This is a genomic window from Actinoallomurus oryzae (assembly GCF_039541955.1).
Taxonomy (GTDB): Bacteria; Actinomycetota; Actinomycetes; order Streptosporangiales; family Streptosporangiaceae; genus Actinoallomurus; species Actinoallomurus oryzae.
This window is the reverse complement of the sequence record NZ_BAABHF010000040.1, coordinates 1-25,884: the sequence shown is the minus strand read 5'-3', so window position 1 is coordinate 25,884 and position 25,884 is coordinate 1. Positions and strand designations below refer to the sequence as shown.

General features: G+C 72.8%; 22 protein-coding genes and 1 pseudogene. 7 read left to right on the top strand and 16 right to left on the bottom strand.

The features are described 5' to 3' along the window. Window positions 1-44: 44 nt before the first annotated feature. The 5 genes from ABEA10_RS32060 to ABEA10_RS32040 form a co-directional block, all read right to left on the bottom strand. Window positions 45-989 (bottom strand): SRPBCC family protein, encoded by a 945-nt coding sequence (locus tag ABEA10_RS32060; RefSeq protein ID WP_345470303.1) that lies wholly within the window; start codon window positions 987-989, stop codon window positions 45-47. A gap of 362 nt (window positions 990-1,351) precedes the next feature. Continuing rightward, on the bottom strand, window positions 1,352-1,729 hold the full coding sequence (locus tag ABEA10_RS32055) for a group I truncated hemoglobin (protein ID WP_329259090.1): 378 nt from the start codon (window positions 1,727-1,729) through the stop codon (window positions 1,352-1,354). Window positions 1,730-2,007: 278 nt separating this feature from the next. Further along, window positions 2,008-4,668 carry a tetratricopeptide repeat protein gene (locus ABEA10_RS32050; protein WP_345470301.1) on the bottom strand — a complete coding sequence of 887 codons (2,661 nt, stop codon included), beginning with the start codon at window positions 4,666-4,668 and terminating at the stop codon, window positions 2,008-2,010. 76 nt (window positions 4,669-4,744) lie between these two features. Continuing rightward, entirely contained in the window at window positions 4,745-6,940 is a 2,196-nt protein-coding gene (locus ABEA10_RS32045; protein ID WP_345470299.1) for a molybdopterin oxidoreductase family protein, read from the bottom strand. A 115-nt stretch (window positions 6,941-7,055) separates the two neighbouring features. Next, window positions 7,056-8,108 (bottom strand): DUF2293 domain-containing protein, encoded by a 1,053-nt coding sequence (locus ABEA10_RS32040; protein ID WP_345470297.1) that lies wholly within the window; start codon window positions 8,106-8,108, stop codon window positions 7,056-7,058. Here ABEA10_RS32040 and ABEA10_RS32035 point away from each other — a divergent pair. Next, window positions 8,011-8,544 (top strand): annotated as a pseudogene (locus ABEA10_RS32035) (PH domain-containing protein); the annotation flags it as partial. The gene ABEA10_RS32040 and the pseudogene ABEA10_RS32035 overlap by 98 nt on opposite strands. 18 nt (window positions 8,545-8,562) lie before the next feature. On the opposite strand, the gene ABEA10_RS32030 reads toward ABEA10_RS32035, so the two are convergent. Together ABEA10_RS32030 and ABEA10_RS32025 are read right to left on the bottom strand one after the other, a co-directional pair. Then, the gene (locus ABEA10_RS32030) at window positions 8,563-9,183 is read right to left on the bottom strand and encodes a LysE family translocator (protein WP_345470294.1); all 621 of its coding nucleotides are present in this window, start codon (window positions 9,181-9,183) and stop codon (window positions 8,563-8,565) included. Further along, window positions 9,180-9,776 carry an NADPH-dependent FMN reductase gene (locus ABEA10_RS32025; RefSeq protein ID WP_345470292.1) on the bottom strand — a complete coding sequence of 199 codons (597 nt, stop codon included), beginning with the start codon at window positions 9,774-9,776 and terminating at the stop codon, window positions 9,180-9,182. The genes ABEA10_RS32030 and ABEA10_RS32025 overlap by 4 nt, the downstream gene beginning before the upstream one ends. A gap of 58 nt (window positions 9,777-9,834) precedes the next feature. Between ABEA10_RS32025 and ABEA10_RS32020 the strand changes: the two genes are divergently transcribed. After that, window positions 9,835-10,293, top strand: a complete 459-nt coding sequence (locus ABEA10_RS32020; RefSeq protein WP_345470290.1) for a MarR family winged helix-turn-helix transcriptional regulator — start codon at window positions 9,835-9,837, stop codon at window positions 10,291-10,293. Window positions 10,294-10,381: 88 nt separating this feature from the next. Here the strand turns inward: ABEA10_RS32020 and xylB are convergent, their stop codons facing one another. Further along, the gene (xylB, locus tag ABEA10_RS32015; RefSeq protein WP_345470288.1) at window positions 10,382-11,767 is read right to left on the bottom strand and encodes a xylulokinase; all 1,386 of its coding nucleotides are present in this window, start codon (window positions 11,765-11,767) and stop codon (window positions 10,382-10,384) included. Further along, entirely contained in the window at window positions 11,764-12,915 is a 1,152-nt protein-coding gene (xylA, locus tag ABEA10_RS32010; RefSeq protein ID WP_345470287.1) for a xylose isomerase, read from the bottom strand. The genes xylB and xylA overlap by 4 nt, the downstream gene beginning before the upstream one ends. 93 nt (window positions 12,916-13,008) lie before the next feature. On the opposite strand from xylA, the gene ABEA10_RS32005 reads away from it, so the two are divergent. Next, window positions 13,009-14,229 (top strand): ROK family protein, encoded by a 1,221-nt coding sequence (locus ABEA10_RS32005; protein ID WP_345470285.1) that lies wholly within the window; start codon window positions 13,009-13,011, stop codon window positions 14,227-14,229. A 103-nt stretch (window positions 14,230-14,332) separates the two neighbouring features. Here the strand turns inward: ABEA10_RS32005 and ABEA10_RS32000 are convergent, their stop codons facing one another. After that, entirely contained in the window at window positions 14,333-15,172 is an 840-nt protein-coding gene (locus ABEA10_RS32000) for a PaaX family transcriptional regulator (protein WP_345470283.1), read from the bottom strand. A gap of 74 nt (window positions 15,173-15,246) precedes the next feature. Between ABEA10_RS32000 and ABEA10_RS31995 the strand changes: the two genes are divergently transcribed. After that, complete coding sequence (locus ABEA10_RS31995; RefSeq protein ID WP_345470281.1) at window positions 15,247-16,098, top strand: amidohydrolase family protein; 852 nt, start codon at window positions 15,247-15,249, stop codon at window positions 16,096-16,098. 41 nt (window positions 16,099-16,139) lie between these two features. Here ABEA10_RS31995 and ABEA10_RS31990 read toward each other — a convergent pair whose 3' ends face one another. The 6 genes from ABEA10_RS31990 to boxC form a co-directional block, all read right to left on the bottom strand. Beyond that, complete coding sequence (locus ABEA10_RS31990) at window positions 16,140-16,808, bottom strand: hypothetical protein (protein ID WP_329259119.1); 669 nt, start codon at window positions 16,806-16,808, stop codon at window positions 16,140-16,142. 6 nt (window positions 16,809-16,814) lie between these two features. Further along, window positions 16,815-17,519, bottom strand: a complete 705-nt coding sequence (locus tag ABEA10_RS31985) for a Crp/Fnr family transcriptional regulator (RefSeq protein WP_345470279.1) — start codon at window positions 17,517-17,519, stop codon at window positions 16,815-16,817. Between the two features lie 183 nt (window positions 17,520-17,702). Continuing rightward, window positions 17,703-18,533, bottom strand: a complete 831-nt coding sequence (locus ABEA10_RS31980) for a DUF1206 domain-containing protein (RefSeq protein ID WP_345470277.1) — start codon at window positions 18,531-18,533, stop codon at window positions 17,703-17,705. A 69-nt stretch (window positions 18,534-18,602) separates the two neighbouring features. Next, the gene (locus tag ABEA10_RS31975; RefSeq protein ID WP_345470275.1) at window positions 18,603-20,153 is read right to left on the bottom strand and encodes a benzoate-CoA ligase family protein; all 1,551 of its coding nucleotides are present in this window, start codon (window positions 20,151-20,153) and stop codon (window positions 18,603-18,605) included. A gap of 14 nt (window positions 20,154-20,167) precedes the next feature. Continuing rightward, window positions 20,168-21,583 (bottom strand): benzoyl-CoA 2,3-epoxidase subunit BoxB, encoded by a 1,416-nt coding sequence (gene boxB / locus ABEA10_RS31970; protein WP_345470274.1) that lies wholly within the window; start codon window positions 21,581-21,583, stop codon window positions 20,168-20,170. Window positions 21,584-21,738: 155 nt separating this feature from the next. Further along, entirely contained in the window at window positions 21,739-23,343 is a 1,605-nt protein-coding gene (boxC, locus tag ABEA10_RS31965; RefSeq protein ID WP_345470272.1) for a 2,3-epoxybenzoyl-CoA dihydrolase, read from the bottom strand. Window positions 23,344-23,572: 229 nt separating this feature from the next. On the opposite strand from boxC, the gene ABEA10_RS31960 reads away from it, so the two are divergent. From ABEA10_RS31960 to ABEA10_RS31950, 3 genes are all read left to right on the top strand, one after another. Beyond that, window positions 23,573-23,998, top strand: coding sequence for a hypothetical protein (locus ABEA10_RS31960; RefSeq protein ID WP_329259135.1), 426 nt, complete (start codon window positions 23,573-23,575; stop codon window positions 23,996-23,998). Between the two features lie 222 nt (window positions 23,999-24,220). After that, window positions 24,221-24,733 carry a helix-turn-helix transcriptional regulator gene (locus ABEA10_RS31955; protein WP_329259141.1) on the top strand — a complete coding sequence of 171 codons (513 nt, stop codon included), beginning with the start codon at window positions 24,221-24,223 and terminating at the stop codon, window positions 24,731-24,733. A gap of 138 nt (window positions 24,734-24,871) precedes the next feature. Further along, window positions 24,872-25,828, top strand: a complete 957-nt coding sequence (locus ABEA10_RS31950; protein WP_345470269.1) for a DUF1152 domain-containing protein — start codon at window positions 24,872-24,874, stop codon at window positions 25,826-25,828. Window positions 25,829-25,884: the final 56 nt, after the last annotated feature.

Sequence of the window (25,884 nt, the reverse complement as noted above, 5' to 3'; positions counted from 1 at the left end):
GGCGCCTCACCACCTCGATGGCCGGTGAGGCGCTGACGCCGGGATCAGCCGCGGTCGGAACGGCCGCGCAGGCGCGCGAACAGCCGCCGGAACATGCCGGCCAGCACCACCTTGACCATGGTGCTCGCCTTGATGGCGCTCGCGGGCTCGGCGGACGACGCCGAGGATGAGGCGGGGGCCGCACCCGCCGTCCCCGTCGGCGCGGCGGCCTTGCCCGCGTCGCCCGCCGTCTTCGCGCCGGTGGCCGCCGCGCCGGATCCCGGGCCCGAGTTCGCGCCCGCGTCTGATTCCGCGCCCGCGCCCGCGTCCGCGTTCATGGTGGGCTCCGTGGCGGCCGAAGGCTTGGTCGTCGCCGGTGGCTCGGTTGCGACCGGGGCTTCGGCCTCGGTCGTGCCCGCGGATGTGCCCGCCTCGGACGGCGCGGCGTCGGCCGCCGCCGTCTCGGTCGCCGGAGCCTCCGTCGCCGGGGCCGCCGCCGGGGTCTCGGTCGCGGTAGTGTCCGGCGTCCCGGCGGCGGGAGCGCCGGGCGTCCCGCTCTCCGGCTCCGCCTCGATGCGCTCGCGCACTCGTGCCGCCAGGTCGCCCACCATCCGGTTGGAGACGTCGGCCATGATGCCGCGCCCGAACTGCGCCAGCCTGCCGGAGATCGTCAGGTCGGTCTTCAGCAGGACGCTGGACCCGCCGTCCCTGGGCTCCACGCGCATCGTCGCGGTCGCCTTCGCCGTGCCCGATCCGCGGGCGTCCTTACCCTCGGCGACCAGCACCGCGACCCGTGCGGTCTCATCCTTCTCGGTGATCCGGGCGGTCCCGGTGAAGGACGCTGTCACCGGGCCGAGCTTGATCTTGACCTTGCCCTTGTACCGGTCGTCGCCGAGGTCCTCGGTGAGCTCGGCGCCGGGGAAGCAGGTGGCGACGTTGTGCGGGTTCTGCAGGAAGCCGAAGACCCGGTCCGGGTCGGCGTCGACGTCGAAGGAGTTCTCGATGAGCATGGGGGTCCTTCCGGGGGAGAGGCCGTCGCCGCGAATCGACTCCACGACGCGCGCGGGCCGTCCTCCACGGCGTTCGCGATCACGGCGGAGCCGGGATCGTACCGCCCTCACCGTCGCCGTTCACACCCCGACAGCGCCGTTCGCCGGAGCGGAGGCCGGCGGGCTCCCCCCGGACGACGGCCGCCGGCGCGCCTCGGTGTGACGATCAGGACATCCATCGTCGATACGAGGTCCGGTGACACAGCCACGGCAGCCGGGACGCGTCCGTTCACGGGCGCCCGCCGCACGACCCGCGCATGCGCCACACTGCCGCGCCGGCAGGCCCTCACCTGCTTCAAGCCCATCCGGCCTGGCCGGTGCACCTAGTCGGCGAGCGCCGGTTTGGAGACGATGTCGTCGGCGAGCGGCGCGACGGCCGCGATGATCTGGTCGATCGTCGGGCCGGGCACGCCCGCACCGCGCAGCGCGTCGACGAGGTGTCCCGCGACGAGGTCGAAGTGCTCCTGCCCGATCCCGCGCCCCCGGTGCACCTCCTTCATCGGGGCGCCGGTGTAGGCCATCGGCCCGCCGAGCGCCGCACCGAAGAACTCCACCTGCCGGCCCTTGAGCCGGGGCAGGCTCGTGCCGACGAAGAAGCCGGAAAGCCGGTCGTCGGCCAGGATCCGGACGTACAGGTCGTCGACCACGCTCACCAGCGCCGCCTCGCCGCCGATCGACTCGTAGATGGTTGCCTCTGCCACGGTCACTCCTTCGCTGGACTTGTCGTCGTGCGGTCCATGACAGAGCGAGGCGGTTACGTCACCGTCAATCGGTCGTAAGCGGGATGAGACACTCCGTGCACAAGCGAGGACCGCGCGCCGTGAGACCGGCCGTTTCCGGGCGCGGCCGGGGAAGCGCCGTAGGGTGCGCCCGTGTCCGCGTGGGTGCGGTGTCAAGCGCAGGGGTCTCTTACGGGACGGTCCGTCATGGGCGCCCGAGGCCGGGGAAGCGCCGTAGGGCGCCCCCATGTCCGCGCGAGTCAGCGCGGTGTCTCCCACGGGACGGTCTGCCAGGGGCCGTCCGTGGCCTCGGTGAGGGTGCGGTGGGTGGCGAGCGCCGCGTCGTAGCCTTCGTCGCCGAGACGCAGCGCCTGGCCCAGCGCCCATGCCGCCGACAGCTCCGCCCACGAGCCGTACCGGCGCCGGCACCGCTCGCCGGCCTCGGCGATCAGCCGTTCGGCGGTGGCCTGGTCGCAGAAGTGCGCCTCCAGCCCCCAGCGTGCCATGTGCACGGCCCGGCACAGGTCGTGGGCCGACGTGTCGCGGACCGGCCCGTGCGGGGCGGGGAGGCCGTCGGCGCGGAGCCGTTCCTCGTACCGGCCGATCCGCTCGCCCAGGTCCGCCGCGGCGTCTGCGCCGTGGTCCGCGTACCCGCCGATCCGGTCGCCCAGGTCCGCCGTGGTGTCCGCGTGGTCCGCGTACCGGCCGATGCGCTCGTTCAGGTCCGCCACGGTGTCCGGGCCGTGGTCCGCGCCGCCGAGCAGCGCGTTCATCGCGCCCCGCCACTCCTCGGCGTTCGTGACGTCCCACAGGTCGCGCAGCGAGCGCAGACCGCGGATGTAGTCCCCGTACACCGGACCGGCGTCGTTCCAGGGCACCGAGGCCTGGACCGCGAGGGGCGCGCCGCAGGCCAGGCCGAACGCCAGCGCCCCGTCGGCCGGGCCGTCGATCCTCGCCAGGAGACGCCCGCCCGCGGGCCGTACGGCGTCGCGCGCCGCCTCCGCGAGCGCGTCGGAGGAGAAGGACCATTCGAGGGCCGGCACGCCGCGGTTGAACAGCACCCGCCACTCCGGGTCGGGCCACTCCCGTACGAGCGTGGCGATCGACCGCATCAGGCACACCGTGCCGGGCTGGCGGGGGATCGCGCCCCGCGTGAAGACCTGGGCGTGGTCGCGGTCGTCCACGCTGCGCACCAGCCACTGGATGACGTCGTGCCGCCCGGCCACCACGTCGTCGGCGCGTCTCTTCGGCGCGAGCACGAACAGGTCGAGGCCGGCGAGCAGCCGCAGGTACGCGGCGGCGTCACCGCGTGCCTTCGCCTCGGCGAGCCGTTCCTCCACCGGGTAGCGCGGCTCCCAGCGGGGCGGGCGCGCGTCGTCGAGGTTGAACCGCACCTTGCGGGTGAGCTCGTGACCACTGCCGAGGGCGCGCTCGCAGTCCGCGAGCACCTCCTCGTACAGCGCGACGGCCTCGTCGAGCCGGCCCGTCTCCTCGTACAGCAGGGCGAGGTGGTTGCGCGACCGCAGCGTGTCGATGTGGTCGGGGCCGAGCGCCCGCCGCCGCCCGTCGACCACCGCGCACAGGGCCGCGACGGCCTCGGCGTGGCGGCCGAGCTCGCGGTAGGTCAGCGCGACGTTGCTGCGGGACAGCAGCGTCGCGGGGTGGTCGGGGCCGAGCACGCGTTCGCGGTCGGCGAGCGTGTGCTCGTACGCCGCGACGGCCTCGTCCTTGCGGCCGGAGTCGTCGTAGGCCAGCGCGAGGAGGTTGCGGACCGCCATCGTCTCGCGGTCGTCCCGGCCGAGGATCCGCTCCCAGTCCGACACGACGCGTTCGAGCAGCGGGACGGCGTCGGCCGGGCGGTCCACCTCGCGGTACGCCTCGGCGAGGTCGCGGCGGCACCGGACGGTGTCGGGGTGGTCGGCGTCGAGGAGGCGTTCGCAGCCGGCGAGCGCGTCCTCCAGCAGCGCGATGCCCTCCGCGTGCCGTCCGGCGGACAGGTACACGTGCGCGAGGCGGATGCGGACCCGCAGCACGTCGCGGTGGTCGGGGCCGTACAACCGCCGGAGGCCCGCCAGGGCGTCCTCGGTCAGCTCGACCGCCTCCGCGGTCCGCCCGGTGTCCTTGTAGATCGCGCCGAGCGTGGCCGCGGACATCAGCGTGTCCGGATGGCCGGGTCCCAGGACGCGCTCGCGGTCTTTGAGCGCGCGCTCGTACGCCTCGGTGGCCTCCGCCGTCCGGCCCAGGTCGTCGTAGAGCGACGCGAGGTTGGCCCGGATGGTGAGGACGCCCTCGTGATCGGCGCCCATGACGCGCTCGGCGTCGCGCAGGGCGGTCTCCATCAGGGGTACCGCCTCGTCGAGCCGGCCGGCGTCACGGTAGGCGAGCGCGAGGTTGTTGCGGGCGGCGATGGTGTCCAGGGCGTCCGGCCCGAGGGCGCGCTCGCGGGCCGTGAGCACCTCCAGGAGCAGTTCGATGGCCTCGTCGACGCGTTCGGCGGCGGAGTAGGCGTCGGCGAGATGGTTGATCAGCGTGATCGACATGGGATCGTCGCGGCCGAGGCTGCGCTCGGCCTGGGTGAGGGTCTGGATGCAGACCGCGATCGACCGGTCGAGGCGGCCGGCCTCGCGGTAGGCGGAGGCGAGGTTGTTCCCGGCGATCAGCGTGTCGTGGGCGTCGGGTCCGAGCAGCCGCCCGCACTCGGCGAACGCCTGCTCGCCCAGGGTGATCGCGTCGTCCACCCGGCCCGCCTCGTAGTACGCGTGGGCCAGGTTGATCCGGCAGGTGAGCGTGTCCGGGTGGTCGGGGCCGAGGAGGTGCTCGGCGGTCGCGAGGGCCTGCAGATCGTCCAGGACCGCGTCGTCCAGCGGGCCGCCCGTCCGGTAGGAGTTCTCAAGGATGTCCTGGAAGTCGTCTTCCACCACCGGGGGAACCTCCGTCGACACTGGGCACGGCCGAAACCGACCAGTACAACAATCCACCGTAACGGTCGAACCGTAATCAGATCGGACGAACCCGTACAGGGATCCCGTTGAGCACGGCGTTGCCGGACAGCGGGTCGCGGATCCGCGGGTCGGTGAGGGCGTTGGCGCTGACGCCGGCGTGAGCCGCCGCGACCGAGGCGCGTGTGCCGGACCGCCCGTGTCCCCAGCCGTGCGGGAGGCTGACCACGCCCGGCATGACCTCGTCGGTGATCTCCACTTCGACCTTCACGGTGCCCGCGTCGCTGCTCACCTCGGCCGTGCCCGCGTCGGCGAGGCCGAGCCGCCGTGCGTCGTCGGGGTGGACCTGGAGCGTGCAGCGGTTCGAACCGCGGACGAGGCCCGGCAGGTTGTGCATCCAGCTGTTGTTGGACCGCAGGTGACGGCGGCCGATCAGGACGAGCCCGGCGGCGCGCCGCTCGGCGAGGCCGTCGCGCAGGCGCCCGACGTCTTCGGCGATGGGCGGCGGGCACAGCTCGATCCGCCCCGAGGGCGTGCGCAGCACCTCGGGCAGCCGCGGGCGCAGCGGCCCGAGGTCGATGCCGTGCGGCGCGCGCCGGAGCGCCTCCAGGGACAGGCCGCCCGGCACCGCGCCGAAGCCGTCGCCGTACGCCCCGAGCCGCAGCATGAGGTCCAGGCGCCGCAGGGCCGGGCTCTCCCCGGTGAGCCGGGCCAGGAGCGCGGCCGGGTCCGCGCCGTGGACCGGCGAGGACGGGTCGGCGGTGGCCGCGCCCAGAGCGCGCGTCATGATCGACTCGTCCGCGTCGGCGTCCTGACCGGAGGCGATCCGCGTGAGCCGCGCGAGGATCGCGCACTCGTCCGGCTCGCCGGCCGGCAGCGGCAGGGCGGGCGGTGAGTAGCGCGCGGTGTTGCGGACGGCGAGGTCACTGAGGGCGAAGTCGTAGTGCGGGGACCGGCTGGGCGGGGGCGGCGGCAGGACGACGTGCGCGTGCCGCGTGGTCTCGTTCAGGTACGGATCGACACTGACCAAGAACTCCAGCGCGCCGAGCGCGTCGCCGAGCCGGTCTCCGCCGGGCGTGGACAGCACGGGGTTGCCCGCGACGGTCACCAGGGCGCGCACCTGGCCTTCGCCGGGCGTGACGATCTCGTCGACCAGCGTCGTGGCGGGCAGCTCGCCGCGGACCTCGGGCAGCCCGCGGACCCGGCTGTGCCAGCGGCCCAGCCGGAACCCGCGCCGGGACCGCGCGCCCGCCGGCCGGTGCGGCGCGAGCGGGAACATGGCGCCGCCGGGGCGGTCCAGGTTGCCGGTGAGGACGTTGAGGACGTCGACCAGCCAGCTCGTCAGCGTGCCGAACGCGGCCGTGGACGTGCCGATCCGCGCGTACACCGCGGCGCTGGGCGCGGCCGCCAGCTCCCGCGCCAGCCGCCGGATCTCCGGCGCCGCGACGCCGCAGACGCCGGCGACGCGCTCGGGGGTGAAGTCGCGGGCCAGGGCGGCGACCTCGTCCGCGCCGTCCGCGTCGTCCCGGCGTACGGCCAGGCCCTCCTCGAACAACGTGTGCACGACGGCGAACAGCAGGTACGCGTCGGTGCCCGGCCGTACGGCGAGGTGCCGGTCGGCGAGCCGCGCGGTGCGGGTGCGGCGCGGGTCGACCACGACGAGCGTGCCACCGCGCTCACGGAGCGCCCGCAGCCTGCCGGGGAAGTCCGCGGCGGTGCACAGGCTGCCGCCGGAGTCGACCGGGTTGGCGCCCAGAATCAGCAGGTAGGACGTGCGGTCGAGGTCGGGCACGGGGATGGCGAGCGAGTCACCGAACAGCAGGCCGCTCGAGACGTGCTTGGGCATCTGGTCGACGGTGCTCGCGCTGTAGACGTTGGTGGTGCCGAGCGCCCGGACGAGCGGCCCGGCGTACAGCCCTCCCGCGAGCGTGTGGGCGTTCGGGTTGCCGAGGTAGATCGCGAGCGCCTGCCGCCCGTGCCGGCCGGCGACGGCGGTCAGCCCGCGCTCGACCGCTGCGAACGCCTCGTCCCAGGTGACCTCGCGCCAGTCGCCGCCGGTGCGGACCACGGGCGCGCGCAGCCGGTCGGGGTCGTTCTCCAGCTCGTCGAAGGTGGCGCCCTTGGGACAGATGAAGCCGTGGCTGAACACGTCGTCGCGGTCGCCGCGCGCCGCGGTCACCCGGCCTTGGGTGATCGTCAGCTCCAGCCCGCAGGTGGCCTCGCAGAGCGGGCAGATCCGGTACGCGGTCGCCATGGGCGCTCCCCTCATCCGCCCCCACGATACGAGCCCGCGCGGACAGGGACTGCGCTACGCGCGCCCCTATCCGCGCGGGCTCTGCACGCCGGGGCCGCGATGGAACCGCGTTCGGTCAGGGGCCGGCGCGCCAGCCGTCGAGTACGCGGTCGACGTCCGCGCGGATGCGCTCGCGTGCCTCCGCGCGGGGGACGCCGGACATCAGCAGCCTGTCGTAGTCGGTGTTCTCGTGGCGTACGGACGCGACGACGGCCGCCCGGACGGCGGTCTCGTCCAGCGCGCGCCCGGCGGCCGAGCGCCCGACGCGGCCGCTGCCGCGGGTGCCGGTGTGAAGCGCGATCGCCTCGGCGCGCCCGGCCGGGCAGCCGGGGAACATCCGCCGGATCTCGCGCGCCGTCCGCGCCTGGAGCTCCACGTCCTCGGCCGCGCGGCGTTCGCGGTCGCGCTCACGCCGTCGCGCGCGGACGTCCTCGTCGGCGAGACACTGCTCCTCGGCCAGCTCCAGCGCGCGCTCCTCCACGAGCAGGCCCTGGCGGTCGTACCGCTTGCGGCGGCGGTTGAAGCGCACCACCACGGCCGACAGGCCGCTCGCCTTCTTCGCCCGCCGGGTCAGGGCGGCGTCACCGGCCGGCAGGAAGACCAGGTGGTCCATGTCGGTGCAGGTCAGACAGGTCGGTCTGCCGTCCTCCATGACCAGGAAGTCGCCCGTTCCGTGGCAGCCGGCGCAGGTCCACTCCTTGAGCGGCACCATCACCACCAGGTCGGGTGCCGCGCTCTCCCGCTGGATCACCCGCTCGCGTTTCGCCTCGGACAGGTCCGGTGAGAGCCAGTGAGTCCGGAAGGCGCGCTCGGCGGCCTCGTCACCGTCGGCGGTGAACCGCAGCGGAGCCCGGTCACGCGTGGCCGAGACGTACGGCACCTCGACCGGCCGCAGGCCGCCGTCCTCGGCCCACCGGCGCAGGGCCGTCATCACCTTGGCGAGCCGGTCGGGGCGCACGTTGAGCGCCTGCTCCAGGTGGCCGAGCCGGCCCTGCCGCCACTCGTCGACGCGGTTCGCGGGCAGCCAGCCGATGCCGTGCAGGACGTCGAGGGCAGAGACGGTGTTCGCGCGCGCCAGCGCGGCCTCGGCGGCGGAGACGACCCGGCTCTGGAGGGACTCACGGCTCATGAGCGCCCAAATTTATCCGATCGGTCGGCACTGCCATGCTGGAAAGGTGATCGGACCTCAGCGATGGCGGGTCGCTCCGGTGCTGGTGTTCGCCAAGTTCGCCGGGGCGCTGCTGCTCGTGTTCCTCGCCGTCCTCTCGGGAGACGAGCGTGAGCGGCTCCTGCTCTGCGCCGCCGGGGCGCTGGCCCTCGGCGTGTACGGCCTGCGCGACGTGCTGGCCCCGGCCCGGCTGTCCGCCGACGCCGAGGGAGTAACCGTCGTGCATGGGTTCGCCGGTCACCGGCGCATTCCGTGGGACGAGGTCGAGCACGTCGTGGTGACCGAGCGCCGGTCCCACGGCCTGCGCACCGAGCTCCTGGAGATCGACACGGGGGAGTCGCTGCACCTGTTCAGCCGGCACGATCTCGGCGCACCGGTCCAGGATGTGGAGGAGGCCCTGCGGGAGCTGTGGCCCTCAGCCGAAGAGGAGCATGCGGACGCCGAGGCCGAGGAGCAGCAGCGACGTGAGGAGAGCGAGTGTCCGCCGCACCGGCCTGCCGCCGAGGAGCGCGCCGACCGAGTGGACGGCGAGAGCGACCGCCGGGAACCAGAGCAGCGCGCAGCCGACGACGATCAGCGACAGGACCAGTGAACGCGTCAGCGGGTCCGCGTCCGGAGGAACGAACTGGGGAAGCAGGCTGAGGAACAGCACCGGCGCCTTGGGGTTCGTGACGTTGACGAGGAACCCCTGCCGGAAGGCCGCGGCCGGGCCGCGCGCCGCCGTCTTCTCGGCCGCCGGGTCGACGCGGTCCCTCATGAAGGTGAGCAGCGAGCGCGCGCCCAGGTAGAGCAGGTAGACACCGCCCGCGACCTGGAGAGCCGTGAACAGGGACCGATGGGCGACGAACACGGCCGCCACGCCTGCCACCGCGGCGGCGGTGTGCACGAGCGATCCGGTGGCCACTCCCAGGCCGGTGCACACGCCGGCCCGGCGGTCCGCGATCGCGTTCCGCGCCACGGCGGCGAAGTCCGCGCCCGGCGCCGCGATCAGCCCGGCCGCCACGGCGGTGAAGGCCAGAGTCCGGTCGGGGATCACACGTTTCGCCGGAGAGCGTGCGTCCGGGTCAGATCGACGAAGGCGCCGACGAGCCGGTCGAGGCGCTCGCGCAGCGCGGAGTCGGCCAGGTCGTCGTCGGCGGTCAGCGCGGTCTCGGCGTACGCGAGGGGAAACATGTCCGGGTAGACGTGCGCGCCGAGGCCTTCGAGTGGCACACGCAACGCCCACAGTCCGCGGACACCGCCGACCGCTCCGGTCGAGGCGGAGAGCAGGAGCCCGTTTCGGCCGGTGAACGGCCACGGGCGGATCCGCGAGGTCCAGTCGATGAGGTTCTTCAGCACGCCGGAGACCGAGTAGTTGTACTCCGGGGCGGCGATGATGAAGCCGTCCGTCTCGGTGAGCAGGTCTCCGAACCTGCGCGCGCCCTCGGGGACGCCGTCGGTCTCCAGCGCGTCGGTGTCGAGCGGCGGCACCGTGAGGTCGCCGAAGCCGACCGTGCGCACTTCGGCGCCGTGGGTCGCGGCCATACGCGCGGCCAGCGCCGCCAGGCGCACGTTGAACGACTGCTTACGCAGGGACGCCCCGAGGACCGCGACCCGTGCCGGGCGCGGCGAGACCATTGTGGTTGACATGTCATCGAAAATACGCGGCTGATAGATGACATGTCAACGACCTGCTAGGGTGGTCAGCGTGGACGACGTGCGCTGGCTGAATGACCGGGAGTTCCGCGCCTGGATCGGTTACCGGCGCATGCGGGGTCTGCTGGACCTGCGGATCGCGCGGGACCTGGCGGACGACTCGGGCCTGTCCGAGCCGGACTACGACGTGCTGTCGAACCTCGGCGAGGCGGAGGGCCACCGCGCCCGGCTGAACGACCTCGCCGCGCGCATGCTGTGGTCCAGGAGCCGGCTATCGCACCACATCACGCGCATGCAGGCGCGCGGCCTGGTCGTGAAGGAGGACTGCCCCGACGACGGTCGCGGCGCGTTCGTCGTCCTGACCGAGAAGGGGTGGGGGACGATCGAGGAGGCGGCGCCCGCCCACGTGGAGTCGGTGCGCCGCCATTTCATCGACCTGCTCACCGAGGACGAGATCACCACCCTCGGCGACATCACCGCACGTGTCCTCGCCCACCTTACGAACTCCTAAGACCTGTCTCGAAGTCCCGCCGTCCTACTGCACCGCTCGACGGACGGGCCTCCCGCTTGCGCAGGTCCTCAACCAACCTGCCCGGGCACTACACCCAGCGGTTCAGTACGTGGTCGCGGGCCTCGGCGTAGCGCTCGCGGAGCGCGGGGTACGGGTCGGCCTCGTACGTGGTCAGGCCCGGGCGTTCCCAGCATGGCGGCTCGGACGTCTCCGACAGGGACCAGGCCGCCTGGACCGCCGCGCCCTCCGCGACGTACTCACCGGCCGGCGGCACCAGCACCGGCCGGCCGAACACCGTCGGCGCGATGCGCCGTACCGCGTCCGAACGGGCCGCGCCGCCGATGAGGAGTACCCGGTCGGCTCGCACGCCCTGGCGGAGCAGGGACTCCAGCCCGTCGGCCAATCCGCAGAGCATGCCCTCGACCGCGGCCCGTGCCAGGTGGGCCGGTGTCGCGTTGTCCAGGCGCAGCCCGTGTACCGCGCCGGTCGCGTCGGGCCGGTTCGGCGTGCGTTCGCCCTCCAGGTAGGGGACCAGCGCGAGGCCGTCCGCGCCGGGCGGGGCGGACAGGGCCAGCCGGGACAGCTCCTCGTGGCCGACCCCCAGCAGCCGCGCGGCGGCGTCCAGCACGCGGGCGGCGTTGAGCGTGCACACCAGGGGCAGGAAACGGCCGGTCGCGTCCGCGAAGCCGGCCACCTCTCCCGAGGGGTCGGCGCAGGAGGACTCCGCGACGGCGAAGACCGTACCCGACGTGCCCAGCGACACGACCACGTCGCCCGGCCGGATGCCGAGTCCGAGCGCCGCGGCCATGTTGTCGCCGGTGCCGGCCGACACGAGCACGCCCGACGCCGTACGCCCCGCGGGCTCGGCCGGGGCGAGCAGCCGCGGAACGGCGGGAACGCGGCCCAGGGCGAGCTCCAGGAGGTCGGGCCGGTACTCGCCGTCCGCGGGCGACCAGTAGCCGGTGCCGGAGGCGTCGCCGCGGTCGGTCGTGAGCTCCCCGGTCAGCTTCCAAGTCAGGTAGTCGTGGGGCAGGCAGACCGAGGCGGTCCGGGCGGCGGCCTCCGGCTCGTGCCGGGCCAGCCAGCGCAGCTTGGTCACGGTGAACGACGCGACCGGCACGCTGCCGACCGCCTCGGCCCACGCGCCGGGCCCGCCCAGCTCGGCGACGAGTTCGTCGGCGGCGCCCGCCGAGCGCGTGTCGTTCCACAGCAGCGCGGGCCGTACGACCTCACCGTCGGCGGAGAGACAGACCATGCCGTGCTGCTGCCCGCCGATGCCGAGGGCGGCGACGTCGTCGAGTCCTCCCGCCGCGGCGATCGCCTTCTCCAGCGCCGCTTGCCACGCGGCCGGGTCGACCTCGGTGCCGTCCGGGTGCGGGGCCTGGCCGACCCGTGCGATCTCACCGGTCTCAGCATCGGCGACGACCACCTTGCACGACTGGGTGGAGGAGTCGACACCCGCGACCAGAGTCATCGGGCGCCGAGGATGTGCTCGACGGCGAGCTGGTCGAGGCGCTCGTAGTGGTAGCCGCGCGCCGCCGCGGCGTCCAGGTCGAAGTCGTCGGCCGCGAGGGAGTCGAACGTCTCACCGGGCTCGAGCGTGGGCACGGACAGCTGGTCCACGCGCGAGGCCGCGAGCGCCTCCTGGACCTCCGGGTCGGCGCGGAAGGCGCGGGCCCGCTCCTTGAGGATGAGGTACGTGCGCATGTTCGCCTCCGCGCTCGCCCACACGCCCGAGATGTCCTCGGTGCGGGTCGGCTTGTAGTCGAAGTGGCGCGGCCCGTCGTACCCGCCGTTCTCCAGCAGGTCGACGAGGAAGAAGGCGTTCTTCAGGTCGCCGTGCCCGAAGACCAGGTCCTGGTCGTACTTGTTGCCGTGCTGGCCGTTGAGGTCGATGTGGAAGAGCTTGCCGTGCCACAGCGCCTGGCCGATGGCGTGCACGAAGTTGAGCCCGGCCATCTGCTCGTGCCCGACCTCGGGGTTGAGGCCGACCATGTCGGCGTGCTCCAGCGAGCCGATGAACGCCAGCGCGTGGCCGACCGTGGGCAGCAGGATGTCGCCGCGCGGCTCGTTCGGCTTGGGCTCCAGCGCGAACCGGATGCCGTAGCCGCGCTCGGTGGAGTAGGAGGCCAGCGTGTCGATCGCCTCGCGGAACCGGTCGAGCGCGGCCCGTACGTCCTTGGCGGCCTCGGACTCGGCACCCTCACGGCCGCCCCAGAACACATAGGTCTTCGCGCCCAGCTCGGCGGCCAGGTCGAGGTTGCGCATCACCTTGCGGATCGCGTAGCGCCGGATGTCGCGGTCGTTGGAGGTGAACGCGCCGTCCTTGAACACCGGGTGGGTGAACAGGTTGGTGGTCGCCATCGGCACGACCAGGCCGGTCTCGTCGAGGGCCTTGCGGAAGGAGGCGATCGCCCGGTCGCGGTCCGGCTCGACGGCGAGGAGGTCGTCGTCGTGGAAGGTCACGCCGTACGCGCCGAGCTCGGCCAGCCGGTGCACGGTCTCCACCGGGTCGAGCGGCGGCCGCGTGGCGTCGCCGAACGGGTCGCGCGCCGGCCAGCCGACGGTCCAGAGACCGAAGGTGAACCGGTCCTCGCGCGTGGGCTGGAACGTACTCGACATGCTGGCTCCTTAATTCGTACGCGACCTGGACTAATTAAAGCGCGCAGGCCCGAAGTGTCAACATGCCTGGGCGAACGGGATTAGTCTTTGACGATGCGCCAAGCGCCCCTGCGCCACGGCACCATGCGCGAACGCAACCTGGCCGTGGTGCTCGGTGAGATCGCCCGCCGCCAGCCGGTCAGCCGTGCCCGCCTCGCCGAGGCGACCGGCTTCACCAAGACGACCGTGTCCAGCCTCGTCGCGTCGCTGGCCGGGGCCGGGCTGGTGCGCGAGGACGGGCCCGTACGCGACGGCGAGCGCGGCCGTCCGGCGACCGCGGTATCGGTCAACGGCGACCGCGTCGCGGGCCTCGGACTGGAGATCAACGTCGACTACCTGGCCGCGTGCGTGCTCGACCTCGGACGCCGGATCCGGCACCGCCACATCGTCGCCGCCGACAACCGCGACCGCGCCCCCGAGCGCGTCATCGCCGCGCTGACCGGCCTCGCCGCCCGCGCGATCTCCGCCGCGGGCGACCAGGGGCTGTCGGTGGCGGGCGCGGTCGTGGCGCTGCCCGGCACGCTCGACCAGGGCGGCGGGCTGGTGCGCAGCGCACCCAACCTCGGCTGGGACGACGTGGCGGCCGGCGAGCTGCTGGACGCCGGTCTGCCCCCGCTCCCGCTGCCCGCCGACTACGACAACGAGGCGAACCTCGCCGCGCTCGGCGAGCTGTGGTTCGGCGACGGCCCGGCGCTGGGCTCGTACGTGCACGTGTCGGGCGAGATCGGCATCGGCGCGGGCATCGTCGTGGACGGCCGGGTGTTCCGCGGCGCGCACGGCTTCGCCGGCGAGCTCGGCCACGTCGTGGTCGACCCGGGCGGACCGCCCTGCGCCTGCGGCGGGCGCGGCTGCCTCGAACAGGTCGCCGGGCAGGAGGCGATCCTGCGCGGAGCGGGCATGACCGCGGCCACCGCGACGTCTTCGGCGAGCCCGGACGGCCCGCTGTCGGCGCTGGTCGCCCGGCTGGAGCGCGGCGACGAGCGGGCGCTGGCCGCCGTACGCCGGGCGGGAGAGGCGCTCGGACAGGCCCTGGCCACGGCGGTGAACCTGCTCGACCCGGACACGATCGTGCTCGGCGGCATCTTCTCCGGCCTCGCCCCGTGGGCGCGCCCCGCGACGGAGGCGGCGCTGGCCGGCGGGGCGGGCCTCGTCCGGCGTTCGCCGCCGCGGATCACGGTGTCGCGCCTCGGCGGCGACGCCGCCGCCCTGGGCGCGGCGTCCCTGGTGGTGGAACGGGTCCTGGACGACCCCGCACGGCTCGTGATCCGGTGTTAGCGCACCGGGCCGTCAGCTCGCCGCGTCGTTGGCACGGCGTTTTCCCAGGAAAGCCGCTGCGGGGATCGCGAGTGATCGGCTCGGCCCGTGGCCCTCGCGGGCGCTACCGGCCGGTCAGCTCGCACCAGCGGTTCTGCGCGACCTCGGACCATTCGGTGTGCCGGTCGGCGAACAGCCGGCGCGCCTGGTCGCCGATCCAGCCCTCGGGCAGCAACGCGGCCGGCAGCCGGGGATCGAGGAACGGGAACCGCCGCCACGCGTGCACGAGGCGCGTCTGGGCGAGCATCGTGTCGTGCGCCGAGGCGGGCTCCAGACCGCCGAACGTCTCGACGAAGGCGGCGTACTGCGCGGCGACGGCGTCGAGGTCCCACGCCCGCCGCACCATCTCGTGTTCGCTGCCGACCGCGGCGAACCGGGCGGTGAACGACATGGCGCCCTGGTCGAGGCCGAGCCCCTTCACGACCGACAGCACCTCCGGCTCGCGCGCCGGCATCGGAGAGATCCACATGCCCGGGCCCGGCGAGCCGAAGCCCGCCCAGGTCAGCTTCGTACGGAGCCGGTGCCGGAGCCGGCGCTTGGACTCGGGAACCGAGACGTAGAGGATCAGCCAGACGCCGTCCCAGGCGGGAGGCGGGGTGCCGAAGGCGTAGATGCGCTCGGCGCCCTCGCTGAGCAGCCGCCGGCCGGACGGCGTCAGGAACCAGCGCACGCTGCGCCCCACGCGCTCGGAGGACAGCCATCCGTCGCCCGCCGTGCGCGCGAGGGCCTGGCGCGCCGACTTCTCCTCCACCCCGAGACTGTCGAGCATCTCGACGATCGTGGCGGTCCAGACCGGCGCCTCCCGCGGCAGGACGAACTCACCGAGGACCGTCAGCAGCAGGGAACGCGCGCTCGTCTCGCCCACCGCATGGCGCCGGGTCAGCGTGGGGCGGGTGGCGGTCACCCGTGTCACTCTACAGAGGCGTCATGCATCATGGCCCCTAAGTAAAAACTCGCTGTCAACGAACGGACGGCTTCGTGCTCGATGGTCATGTTCTCGTCGATGCCCACACACATCCGGCGCGGCTGCCGACGCTGAAACGCGCCTGGCACGACTGGGCGGCCGACTTCGGCGACGCCGAGGTGCTGGGCCGGGTGTACGACGAGGAGGGCGCCGTGGTGCCCGCGCGGTTCGGTGAGCTGCTGGACGCCGAGGGCGTCGACGTCGTGCTCATGTTCAGCGAGTACAGCCCGAAGGCGACCGGGATCCAGCCCATCGAGGACCTGCTGCCGCTCGCCGCCCACGACCCGGCGCGCATGCGACCGGTCGCCAACCTCAACCCCCACCTGCACTTCCCGGTCGCGGAGGAGGTCGAGCGTCAGCTCGGCCTCGGCGCCGTCGCGCTGAAGCTGCACCCGGTGCACGGCGGCTTCCCGGCCAACGAGCGCGCGCTGTACCCGGCGTACGAGGTGTGCCGCGACCGCGGCGTGCCGGTCGTCGTCCACTGCGGCACGAGCAGCTTCCCCGGGTCGATGAACTCCTACGCCGACCCGGTGCTGCTCGACGAGGTGCTGCGGGACTTCCCGACGATGAACCTCGTCCTCGCCCACGGCGGGCGCGGCTGGTGGTACGACGCGGCGGCCTTCCTGGCCCTGTCCCGCGAGACCGTGTGGATCGAACTGTCGGGCCTGCCCCCGAGGCGCCTGCCCGAGTACTACGCGCGGCACGACTTCGCCCGGCTGAGCCGCCGCTTCATCTTCGGCACCGACTGGCCCGGAGTCCCGGGGATCGCGTCGAACGCCCGTGCGGTCGCCAAGCTGTGCCCGGACGAGGAGACCGCCGCACTGGCCCTGGGCGGCAACGCCCTGCGCGTCTACCACCTCGACTGACCGGCGTCCGGTACGGAGCGCAGCGGACCACCGGACGCCGGTCAGTCCTCGCTTCTGGTCTTCACCTCGAGGTGGTGCTGAGCCTCGATCCGCCGTGGGGAGAGGGCGACCACCGTTGCGTCGGCGGCCACCACTCTCGGCCGGCGGACGTACCCCCGGTAGGACATGCCCTTCACGGTGATCCTCATCGGCGAGAAGTCGTCCGGGGCGAGCGAGCAGAACCCCGTTCGCACGACATCCTGGAAAAGCGTGTCGGAGACCACCAGACCCAGGTCGCCGTGCCGCCGGCCGGCGAGCACCTCGCGTACCGGCCCGGCGTCGAGAAGCCGGCTGACCACGATCGGAGCGTCGCCGATCGGGCCGAACGGCCCCGGGGCGAGCGTGCCGTGGTGCAGGGCGAGACGCAGCCGCAGAGACGCCTGCCCGACGCGCGCGTCGTTCAGGTCCGACAGGGCCGTCTCCAGCCCCTGGACGAACGCGCCGACCGCTCCGGGCACGTCGACCTCGGGCGGCAGCACGGCGAGCTCACCGTCGCCCCGGACCTGCTTGTGCCACAGCCCCCGGTCGAGCCCCGCGCGCGACGCGGCGGCGTCCAGCACGTGCCGCAGGTCCGTCTGGGCGCGCAACTGCTCCATGGCGCTGCGCGTGCTGTACCTCTCGACGTCCACCGCGACCAGGAGGCGGTAGACCAGGCGGGTATCGCTGATCATCTTCGCTCACTGGTCCGGCATGCGGGCGATGTTCTTCAGCGCGGTCAGGTCGCAGATCATGATGCTCCCGTAGCCCGTGCGGATGACCTCCTGCGACCGCAGCTTGCGCACCTCCTTGCCGATGGTGTCGGTGTCCGCGCCGACGAAGGCGCCCAGCTCCTCCTGGGTCAGGCCGACGTCGAAGGTGATGCCGTCCAGAGCGCTGTGCCCGTAGGCCTCGGCCAGCTCGACGAGGACGCGGGCGAGCCGGATCCGGCTGGAGTAGCCGTTGAAGTCCACCCGCCGGCGGTTCGCCCAGCGGAGCCTCCGGCTGATCATGCCCGACACCGCGATGTGGGCGTCCGGGCAGGAGCGCAGGAACTCCACGAACTCGCCGCGGCCGATGACCCGCAGGACTCCCGCCCCGCAGAGCGTGACGGTGGCCGAGCGCGGCCCGCCGTCGATCGCCGCCATCTCGCCCACGATGTCGCCGGTGACCCGGATGCCGAGAAGGGCCATGCGGCCGTTCTCCAGGCTCGCGGTGACCTTGGCCACCGCGCTGAGGAAGAGCAGGACGTGCGTCGATCGCTCGCCTTCGCGCAGCAGGACGCTGCCGGCTTCGTAGTGCCGCAGCGTGCCGAGCTGGAGCAGCTCGGCACGCTGCGTGGCCGGAACGACGTCGAGCAGAGTGCCGCGGGCCTCCGTCCGCGCCGGTAGGGCGGTCTGTGTCATCGTCTCCTCCGTGAGGTCATGCCGAGTGCCTGGCTTCAGCTTCCTCTGTGTAAGACGACACAAACACCGCCATCGCCGGAAAGTCGGCGAAGCCGGGAACAGGGCCACGGTGGGAGACGGGAAACCCCCTCTCGCCGCCCTACCGCTGCCGCGGACCTCGGCCGTACGGGCGGGGCCCGTGGGTCAGACGCGGCGCCAGCGCGCCTCGCAGAAGGAGTACACGCCGAACACGATGAGGCCGAACGCGACCAGGACCAGCAGCCACGGCCCGGCTCCGGTGTGCGAGAACTGCCGTAGCGTGCCGTCCACGCCCTTGGCCTTGTCCGCGTCGAACGTGATGGCCGCGTAGGCGATGAACCCGCCCGCCGCCGCGTACACGAGCGCACGGGTGGACTTGCCGATGACGCCCACCGTCGTGACCGCCCTGCGGACGCCGGGGCTCATCTCGTGGGTGCGCAGCTTCTTCTCGAACTTGGTCCGGAGCGCGGCGACGGCGATGCCGACGCCGATGGCGACCAGCCCGAGCCCGGCGATGAGCACGAGCCAGCGGCCGGCCGGCAGGTCGTGCATCGCCTTGCCGGTCCAGTCCTTGCTCTTCTTGTCGCTGGAGCCCGGCCCGCCCGCGCCGACCGTGAAGGCGACCGTGCTCGCGCAGACCACGGTGTAGAACACACCGCGGGCGAGGGAGGACAGGCGCTTGGTGGCCTTGTCGCCCTCGGGCACGGACTGGCCCCAGATCGCCTCGCTGAAGCGCCAGATCGCCATGCCTGCCAGGCCGACCGCCAGCAGCCAGAGCAGGACCGTGCCGCCGGGTGTCCGGGCGACGGTCTGCAGCGCCCCCTGCCGGTCGGCCTCCTTGCCGCCCTTGCCGAAGGCGATCTGGACCGCCAGCACGCCGACGATGATGTAGATGACGCCACGCGCGGCCAGCCCGGCGCGGCCGAGCGCGCGGAACGCACCGCTGGATGACACCCGGCTGCCCGTGACCTTGAAGCGCGCACCCTGTGCGGTCATGCTCCCTACCTCCCGAAGTCTGCAGCCAGACTCCCCGGAGGAGACAGGGTCAAACACGCGTGCGAACCGTCAGGGCGTGAAGCCGCGCTCCCGCAACGCGTCGCGCAGGACGTACCGCTGGACCTTGCCGGTCGCCGTGGTCGGCAGCGAGTCGAGGAACAGCACCGCGCGCGGGCGCTTGAACGCCGCCAGCCCCTCGCGGCAGAACGCGATGATCTCCTCCTCGGTCACCGCCGCGCCCTCGGCCCGTACGATGCCGGCGACCGGTTTGTCCAGGCCGTCGCCGTCGGGCATCGCGACCACCACCGCCTGCGCGACGTCCGGATGCTCCAGCAGGCGCGCCTCCACCTCGCTCGGCGAGACCCAGATGCCCGCCGCCTTGATCATGTCGTCGGAGCGGCCGAGGAACCGCAGCGAGCCGTCCTCGTCGGCGACGTAGGTGTCGCCGGTGCGCAGCCACTCGCCCTGGAACACGCGGCGCGTGACCTGGGTACGGCACCAGTAGCCGGTCGCGATCGAGTCGCCGCGCACCATGAGATGCCCCGGAGTGCCGTACGGGACGTCGGCGCCGGCGTCGTCGACGATCCGCACGTCGTAGCCCGGCACCGGCAGGCCGGTCGAGCCGGGACGCACCTCGCCGGGACGGTTGGAGACGAAGATGTGCAGCGCCTCCGTCGCCCCGATGCCGTCGAGGATCTCCACGTCGAACCGTTCGGCGAATCGCCGGAAGATCGGCGCGGGCAGCGGCTCTCCCGCCGAGACCGCCTGCCGTACGGACGCGAACGTCTCCGGCGGCAGGTCGGCGGACAGCAGCGCGGCGTAGAAGGTCGGCACGCCGAAGAACAGCGTGGGGCGTTCGGCGAGCAGCCGCTCGGCGATGCCGGCGGGCGTGGGACGGGCCGGTTCGAGTACGGCCGACGCTCCCGCGGAGAGCGGGAAGAAGCAGGAGTTGCCGATGCCGTAGGCGAAGAACAGCTTGGGCACGGACAGGCAGCGGTCGTCCGGCCGGATGCCCAGCACCCGCGCGCCGTACGTCTCGCAGACCGACCGGATCGACGCGTGCCGGTGGACCGCGCCCTTGGGCAGGCCGGTGGTGCCGGAGGTGTAGAGCCACAGCGCGGTGGAGTCCGGGCTCGTCGGGTACGGGTCGCCGGCGCCGTCGCTCTCGGCGATCTTGCTCAGCAGGTGGCTCTGCGCCCAGGCCGGCGCCCGTGGCGGCGCCTCCCCGGTGAGGGCGAACACCGCGAGGTCGGACGCTGACGCGGCGGCCTCCTCCGCGGCGGCGGCGAACTCCGCGCCGGCCGCCAGCACGCGGGCCCGTGAGTCGCGCAGCACTCCGCCGAGGTCGTGCGCGGTCATCATGGTCGACACGGGGACGGGCACCGCGCCGATCCGCATCGCGCCGAGGATGAGCGCGAGCATGTCGGGGGAGTCCGGCATGAAGATCATGACGCGCTCTTCGGGCCGCACGCCCAGCTCGCGCAGGCCCGAGGCCATGCGCCGGACCCGGTCGAGCAGCTCCGCGTAGGTGAGGGTCCCCCCGGGCCCGGTCACCGCCGTGCGGTCGCCGCCGCCGGATTCGACATGCCGGTCGACGAGGTAAGTGGAGGCGTTGAACACCGGACCACGCCCTTTTAGAGGAAGTGAACGTATTCGTAGTCGAACGGCTTGCCGTTGATTCCGTTACGCGGGGGTTCGAGCCAACTTGCGATCTTACCCGGCTCGTACACCGGATGCATGAGGGACGCGACGAACGCCTTGTCCGCGTCGGTCGGGAGCCAGGCATCCTTGCGCGCCTCCCATTCGGCGTCCGTCAGTACCTCGCCGGTGGGCGAGGCGTTGATCCCGGCGAACGCCCCGACGTACCGGTTGAACGCGCGGTCCGGCAGAGCGAGCCGGTGGGGGAGACCGGCGTCGGCGAGGATGCGGTTCCAGCGCTTGACGCCGCTCTCGCAGTCGGCGATGTACTCGTTCCGCAGGTCGGTGTTGAGCGCGGTCAGCGCCTCGACCTCCACGCGCGCCGGCCGGCCGTCCTCGACGGCGTCCACGTACGCGCCCCGGTCGGTGAGCCGGTGGTCGTCCTTGCGGCGTTCCTCCTGCCAGCGGCCCTTGAGCCCGGCGGAGAAGTAGTTGGCGACGTTCGTGGAGGTCTCGCCGCCGAACAGGTCCAGGCTGACGCTGTAGTGGAAGTTCAGGTACTTCTGGATCACGTTCAGCGGGATCGCGCCGTACGGGCCGGCGTCGTCGGTGTCGTGCTCGACCATCAGCCGCGCGGTGCGCCCGACGACGCGGTCCACGCCCGTGGTGCCCACGAACATGTGGTGGGCCTCCTCCTTGAGCATGAACTCACACGTGCGCGACAGCGGGTCGAAGCCGCTCTCCTTCAGCGTGCCGAGCTGGTACTTGCCGTCCCGGTCGGTGAAGTAGGTGAACATGAAGAACGACAGCCAGTCGGGCGTCTCCTCGTTGAACGCGCCCAGGATGCGCGGGGAGTCCTCGCTGCCGGAGTTGCGGCGCAGCAGTTCCTGGGCCTCCTCCCGGCCCTCGCGGCCGAAGAAGGCGTGCAGCAGGTAGACCATCGCCCACAGGTGACGGCCCTCCTCGACGTTGACCTGGAACAGGTTGCGCAGGTCGTACAGGCTGGGCGCGGTGTAGCCGAGGCGGCGCTGCTGCTCGACGCTCGCCGGTTCGGTGTCGCCCTGGATCACGATGAGGCGCTGCAGCGCCGAGCGGTACTCCCCGGGCACCTTCTGCCAGGCCGGCTCGCCCTTGTGCTCGCCGAACGCGATGCGCCGGTCGGGGCGGGGCTCGGCGAGGAAGATGCCCCAGCGGTACTCGCTCACCGGCACGTGCCCGAAGTGCGCCCAGCCCTCGCGGCCGACGTTCACGGCGGTGCGCAGGTAGACGTCCTCGGTCGGCAGCTCGGGCCCCATCTCGGCCCACCAGTCGCGGAACCCCGGCTGCCACGACTCCAGCGCCCGCTGCAACCGCCGGTCGTCGGCCAGCCCGACGTTGTTCGGAATCTTCTCCTGGTAGTCCGCTGTGCTCATTGGTCGCTCACCCTCCTCACTCGCTCCGCGGCCGGCTTGCTTCGCGGCGCCGCCCACTCCGCTCGCTGCGTCGGGCTCGCTCCGTGCTCATTGGTCGCTCACCCTCCTCACTCGCTCCGCGGCCGGCTTGCTTCGCGGCGTCGGGCTCGCTTGCATCATGTCCTTCTTCGGTCGAAGGTCGCTCGTACACCGGTGCCGTACTTGCTCAGGGCACCTTCGGGCCCGGACGCGCCGGGCCGGGTGAAGATCCAGTTCTGCCACGCGGAGAGGCGGCCGAAGATCTTGGTCTCCAGCGTCTCAGGTCCGGCGAACCGATGGTTGGCCTCCATGCCGGTCAGCGCGTCGGGGCTGAGCGAGGCGCGTTCTTCCAGCGCGATGCGGATCTCGTCGTCCCAGTCGATGTCGTCGAGGGCCAGCGTGACCAGGCCGAGCTCGTCGGCCTCCTCCGAGCCGAGCCGCCGCCCGCGCACGTCGCGCAGCGGCTCGTCCTCGCCGTGGAAGCGCGACGCCAGCCGGCTCCAGCCGTTCGCCATCGGGAACGCGCCGAAGTTCGCCTCGGTGACCACGATCTCGGCGCCCTCGAGCATGTACTGCCGGTCGCACGCGAGCGCCGTCTCCAGCAGGGCGCCGGCGAAACAGCTCCCCGGCTCGATCAGCGCGACCAGGCTGCGGCTCGTCACGTCGAGCCGCTTGAGCGTCCGCTTGTAGTAGTGCCGGATCTCGGCGGCGAGCCAGTCCTTGTCGCCGGTCATCGCCTCCTCATGCGCGAGCACGGCGTCGATGTCGCCCGTCGTCTTGAGCACCCAGGTGCCGCGCTCGGGCTCGTTGGTGCGCAGCCAGAGGATGAGGTCGTCGAGCTCGCGGGTCATGGCGAGCGGCCAGAAGTCCGCGTCGACGACCGCGGGCGGCACCGCGTCCTCCGGCGCGCGGATCGTGATGGTCACCCGGTCGCCGTCGAGTTCGGCGGTCACGTGCCGGTACACGATCCGGTCGGGGGTGATCTCGGGTTCGAGCATCGGGAGGCTGACGCCGCCCTCGCCGGTGCGCGTCGACTCGGCGGCGGCCTGCCGCGCGCGCTCGCGTACGGTCTGCTCGAATCTGCTGCGGGGGACCGCCTCGTCGACCAGGCCCCACTCGACCGCGGTGCGGCCCTTGACCCCCTCCGGCTTCGTCGCGAAGACGTCGGCCCGGTCGCGGCGCACGCGGCGCTTGTCCACGACCCGGGTGAGCCCGCCGGTGCCGGGCAGGACGCCGAGCAGCGGCACCTCCGGCAGCGACACCGCCGCCGAACGGTCGTCGATGAGCAGGATGCGGTCGCACGCGAGCGCGATCTCGTAGCCGCCGCCGGAGGCGGTGCCGTTCACCGCGGCGATGTAGGTCTGGCCGGAGTGCTCGGAGGCGTCCTCGATGCCGCACCGGGTCTCGTTGGTGAACTTGCAGAAGTTCACCTTCCAGGGATGGCCGGCGGCGGCCAGCATGCGGATGTTGGCTCCGGCGCAGAACACCTTGTCGTCGCCGCTCGTGATGACGACGGCGCGCACCTCGGGATGCTCGAACCGCAGCCGCTGCACGGCGTCGTACAACTCGATGTCGACCCCGAGGTCGTAGGAGTTGAGCTTCAGCTCGTAGCCGGGCCGCAGCCCGCCCTGCTCGTCGACGTCCATCACGAGGTAGGCGACCTCGCCGTCGAACTCCATCCGCCAGTGGCGGTAGCGGTCGGGACGGGTCTGGAACGACACCGATGGCTCGGAGCCTGACATGGTCTCCTCCTCGCTCGGTCTTCCGATCATTCTAAAGTTTCTTCGACCTGCGTCTAGGTTTTGTAGAAAAAAGAGGACAGGGGTATCCGCGGGGCCTGTGGGCGGGGGCCGGCCGGGCAGGCGCCGACGGAGAGATGGGTGTTCCGTTCGGCTTGTCCCGTGCCCCGGCAGGGACGAGAGTGGAGGCGGCGGCCTAACGCCGGCCGCCCATGCCGCGGAGGTCGTCCTCATGTCCGCCTCGTCCTATCCGGAGGAGCTCGCCCGGCTCATCGCCGTGCTCGACTGGGCCGTGGAGATCCAGCCCGAGGGCGACCGGATCGTACGGCTCTGCGCCGTCGAGCCGTACGACGTGCCCGTCCGCCTGGCCCGTGAGGCGACCCGGCTGGCGTACGCGTTCGTGCGGATGGCGGGGCAGCTGGAGGAGCCGGTGGGGATCCCCGAACTCGATGAGTACCGTACGCGGGCGCTCGGGCTGATCCGGTACCACGTGTACATGCTGCACGACTCGCTCGACCTGGCGTTCAACAGCACGCTGCGGCACCGCCGCGCCGACCCGCGCGCCGCCTCGCACGGCTTCGACCGGCCCGGCGCCGACCTGCGCGCGCTGTGCCTGGAGGTACGCGCGGCGCAGCATCGGTACGCCCACCCGGGCTGAGCCACCCCCACCACACCAGCGTGGCCACACTCGCGAGGAGAGCGAGAACAGGCGCCGGGGAGGGCCCAGGCCGCCGGCGAGATGGCATTGCGGCATGGTAGTTGCCCAGCCGGCGGACGGGCCAGGCGGTGCCGGGCGTACGGGTCACGCCGGCACCGGCACGATGGTGTTCTGGCTGTTCGGCCACGTAAAAATGTCAGTGGTCGAACGTATGATCGAGGCATGGCCGAGAACGTGATGTTCGATGTCCGCACCCGTCCGAGCCTGACCGCCGCCGAGATCGCCGCCCTGGGCCTGTCGCTCGCCCACCTCGGAGCCGGCCCCCAGTCCGCCACCGCCCGCCGCGCCCTGCGGCACCTGTTCGACGACGTGGAGGCGCCGAGCGAAGTCGTCGCGACCACGCTGGCCACGCTGACCAGCCCCCTCGACCCGGCCACCGCCCGCCGGGCCCGCACCGCGGCCGGCGCGATCACCGCGCGGCTGGTCGTCCGCCTCCACTACGCCGACGCGCGGGGAGACGTGACGATCCGCGAGGTGGAGCCGGTGACGTGCCTGGTCCACCGCGAACACTGGTACCTCGTGGCCTGGTGCCGCCTCCGCCAGGGCGTCCGTGCGTTCCGCTTCGACCGCATGCTGGCCGTGGAGGCGACGGAGATCCCGGCCCGTCCCCACCGCGCGGAGCGCTTCCTGCCGTTCCAGCCGAGGTCCAAGCCGCCCGCCCTGTCCCACCGCTGACCGGACGCCGGACACCGCGCCGCTCCCGACGGCACCACCGGGAGCGGCGCGCGGCCTGGCCCGCCGAAGGACGGGAGGCAATTTCCCGATCAGCCGGCATACCCCTGGCACGCTCGAGCGTGTCTAGGGTCGTGAGGCATGACATCGCTGTACGAGCCGCCGCTCTTCGCCGCCCTGAGAGGTTCGGACCGGGTTCTGGTGGCCGGTGCGGGCGGCGGCTTCGACGTCTACGCCGGGCTGCCGCTGGCGTTCGCGCTGATGGATCTCGGCAAGTCCGTGCGGCTGGCGAACCTGTCGTTCAGCGCGCTCGACCTGATCGACGTCGATGACTGGTGCGAGCCGAATCTGGCCGCCGTCACGCCCGTCACGAGGGGGCACGACGGGTACTTCCCGGAGCGGACACTGGCGCGCTGGCTCGACGCGCAGGGTATGCACTCGACGGTGTACGCCTTTCCCCGCACAGGCGTGCGCCCGCTGCGCGCGGCGTACCGGGAGCTGGTGCGAAGGCTGGACCTCGACGCCGTCGTGCTGGTCGACGGCGGCACCGACATTCTGATGCGCGGCGACGAATCCGGCCTCGGCACCCCGGAGGAGGACATGACCAGCCTCGCGGCGGTCGCCGGGCTGGAGGTGCCCGTACGGCTGGTGACGTGCGCCGGTTTCGGCATCGACGCCTACCACGGCGTGTGCCACGCCCACGTACTGGAGAACCTCGCCGCCCTCGACCGCGACGGCGCGTACCTGGGCGCGTTGACGATCCCGAGCGCCGGCCGGGAGGCGAGGCTCTACCTCGACGCGGTCGCGCACGCGCAGCGCCACACGGCCATGCGGCCCAGCATCGTCAACGGCCAGATCGCCGCCGCGATCCGCGGCGAGTTCGGCGACGTCCGGTTCACCGAACGCACCCAGGGGAGCGAGTTGTTCGTCAACCCGCTGATGGCGATGTACTTCACCGTCGACCTTCCGGGCCTGGCGCGCCGGCAGCTCTACCTCGACCGACTCGCTGAGACGGACACCCAGTACGAGGTGCGCGCGGCGATCGAGTGCTTCCGCCGAGACGTTGAACGCCGTCCGCGACGGAGCATCCCGCACTAGATTTCGATGGGCCCTGACGGGCCGCTTCCGGCGGATGAGAATGGGTGGGTGTGCTG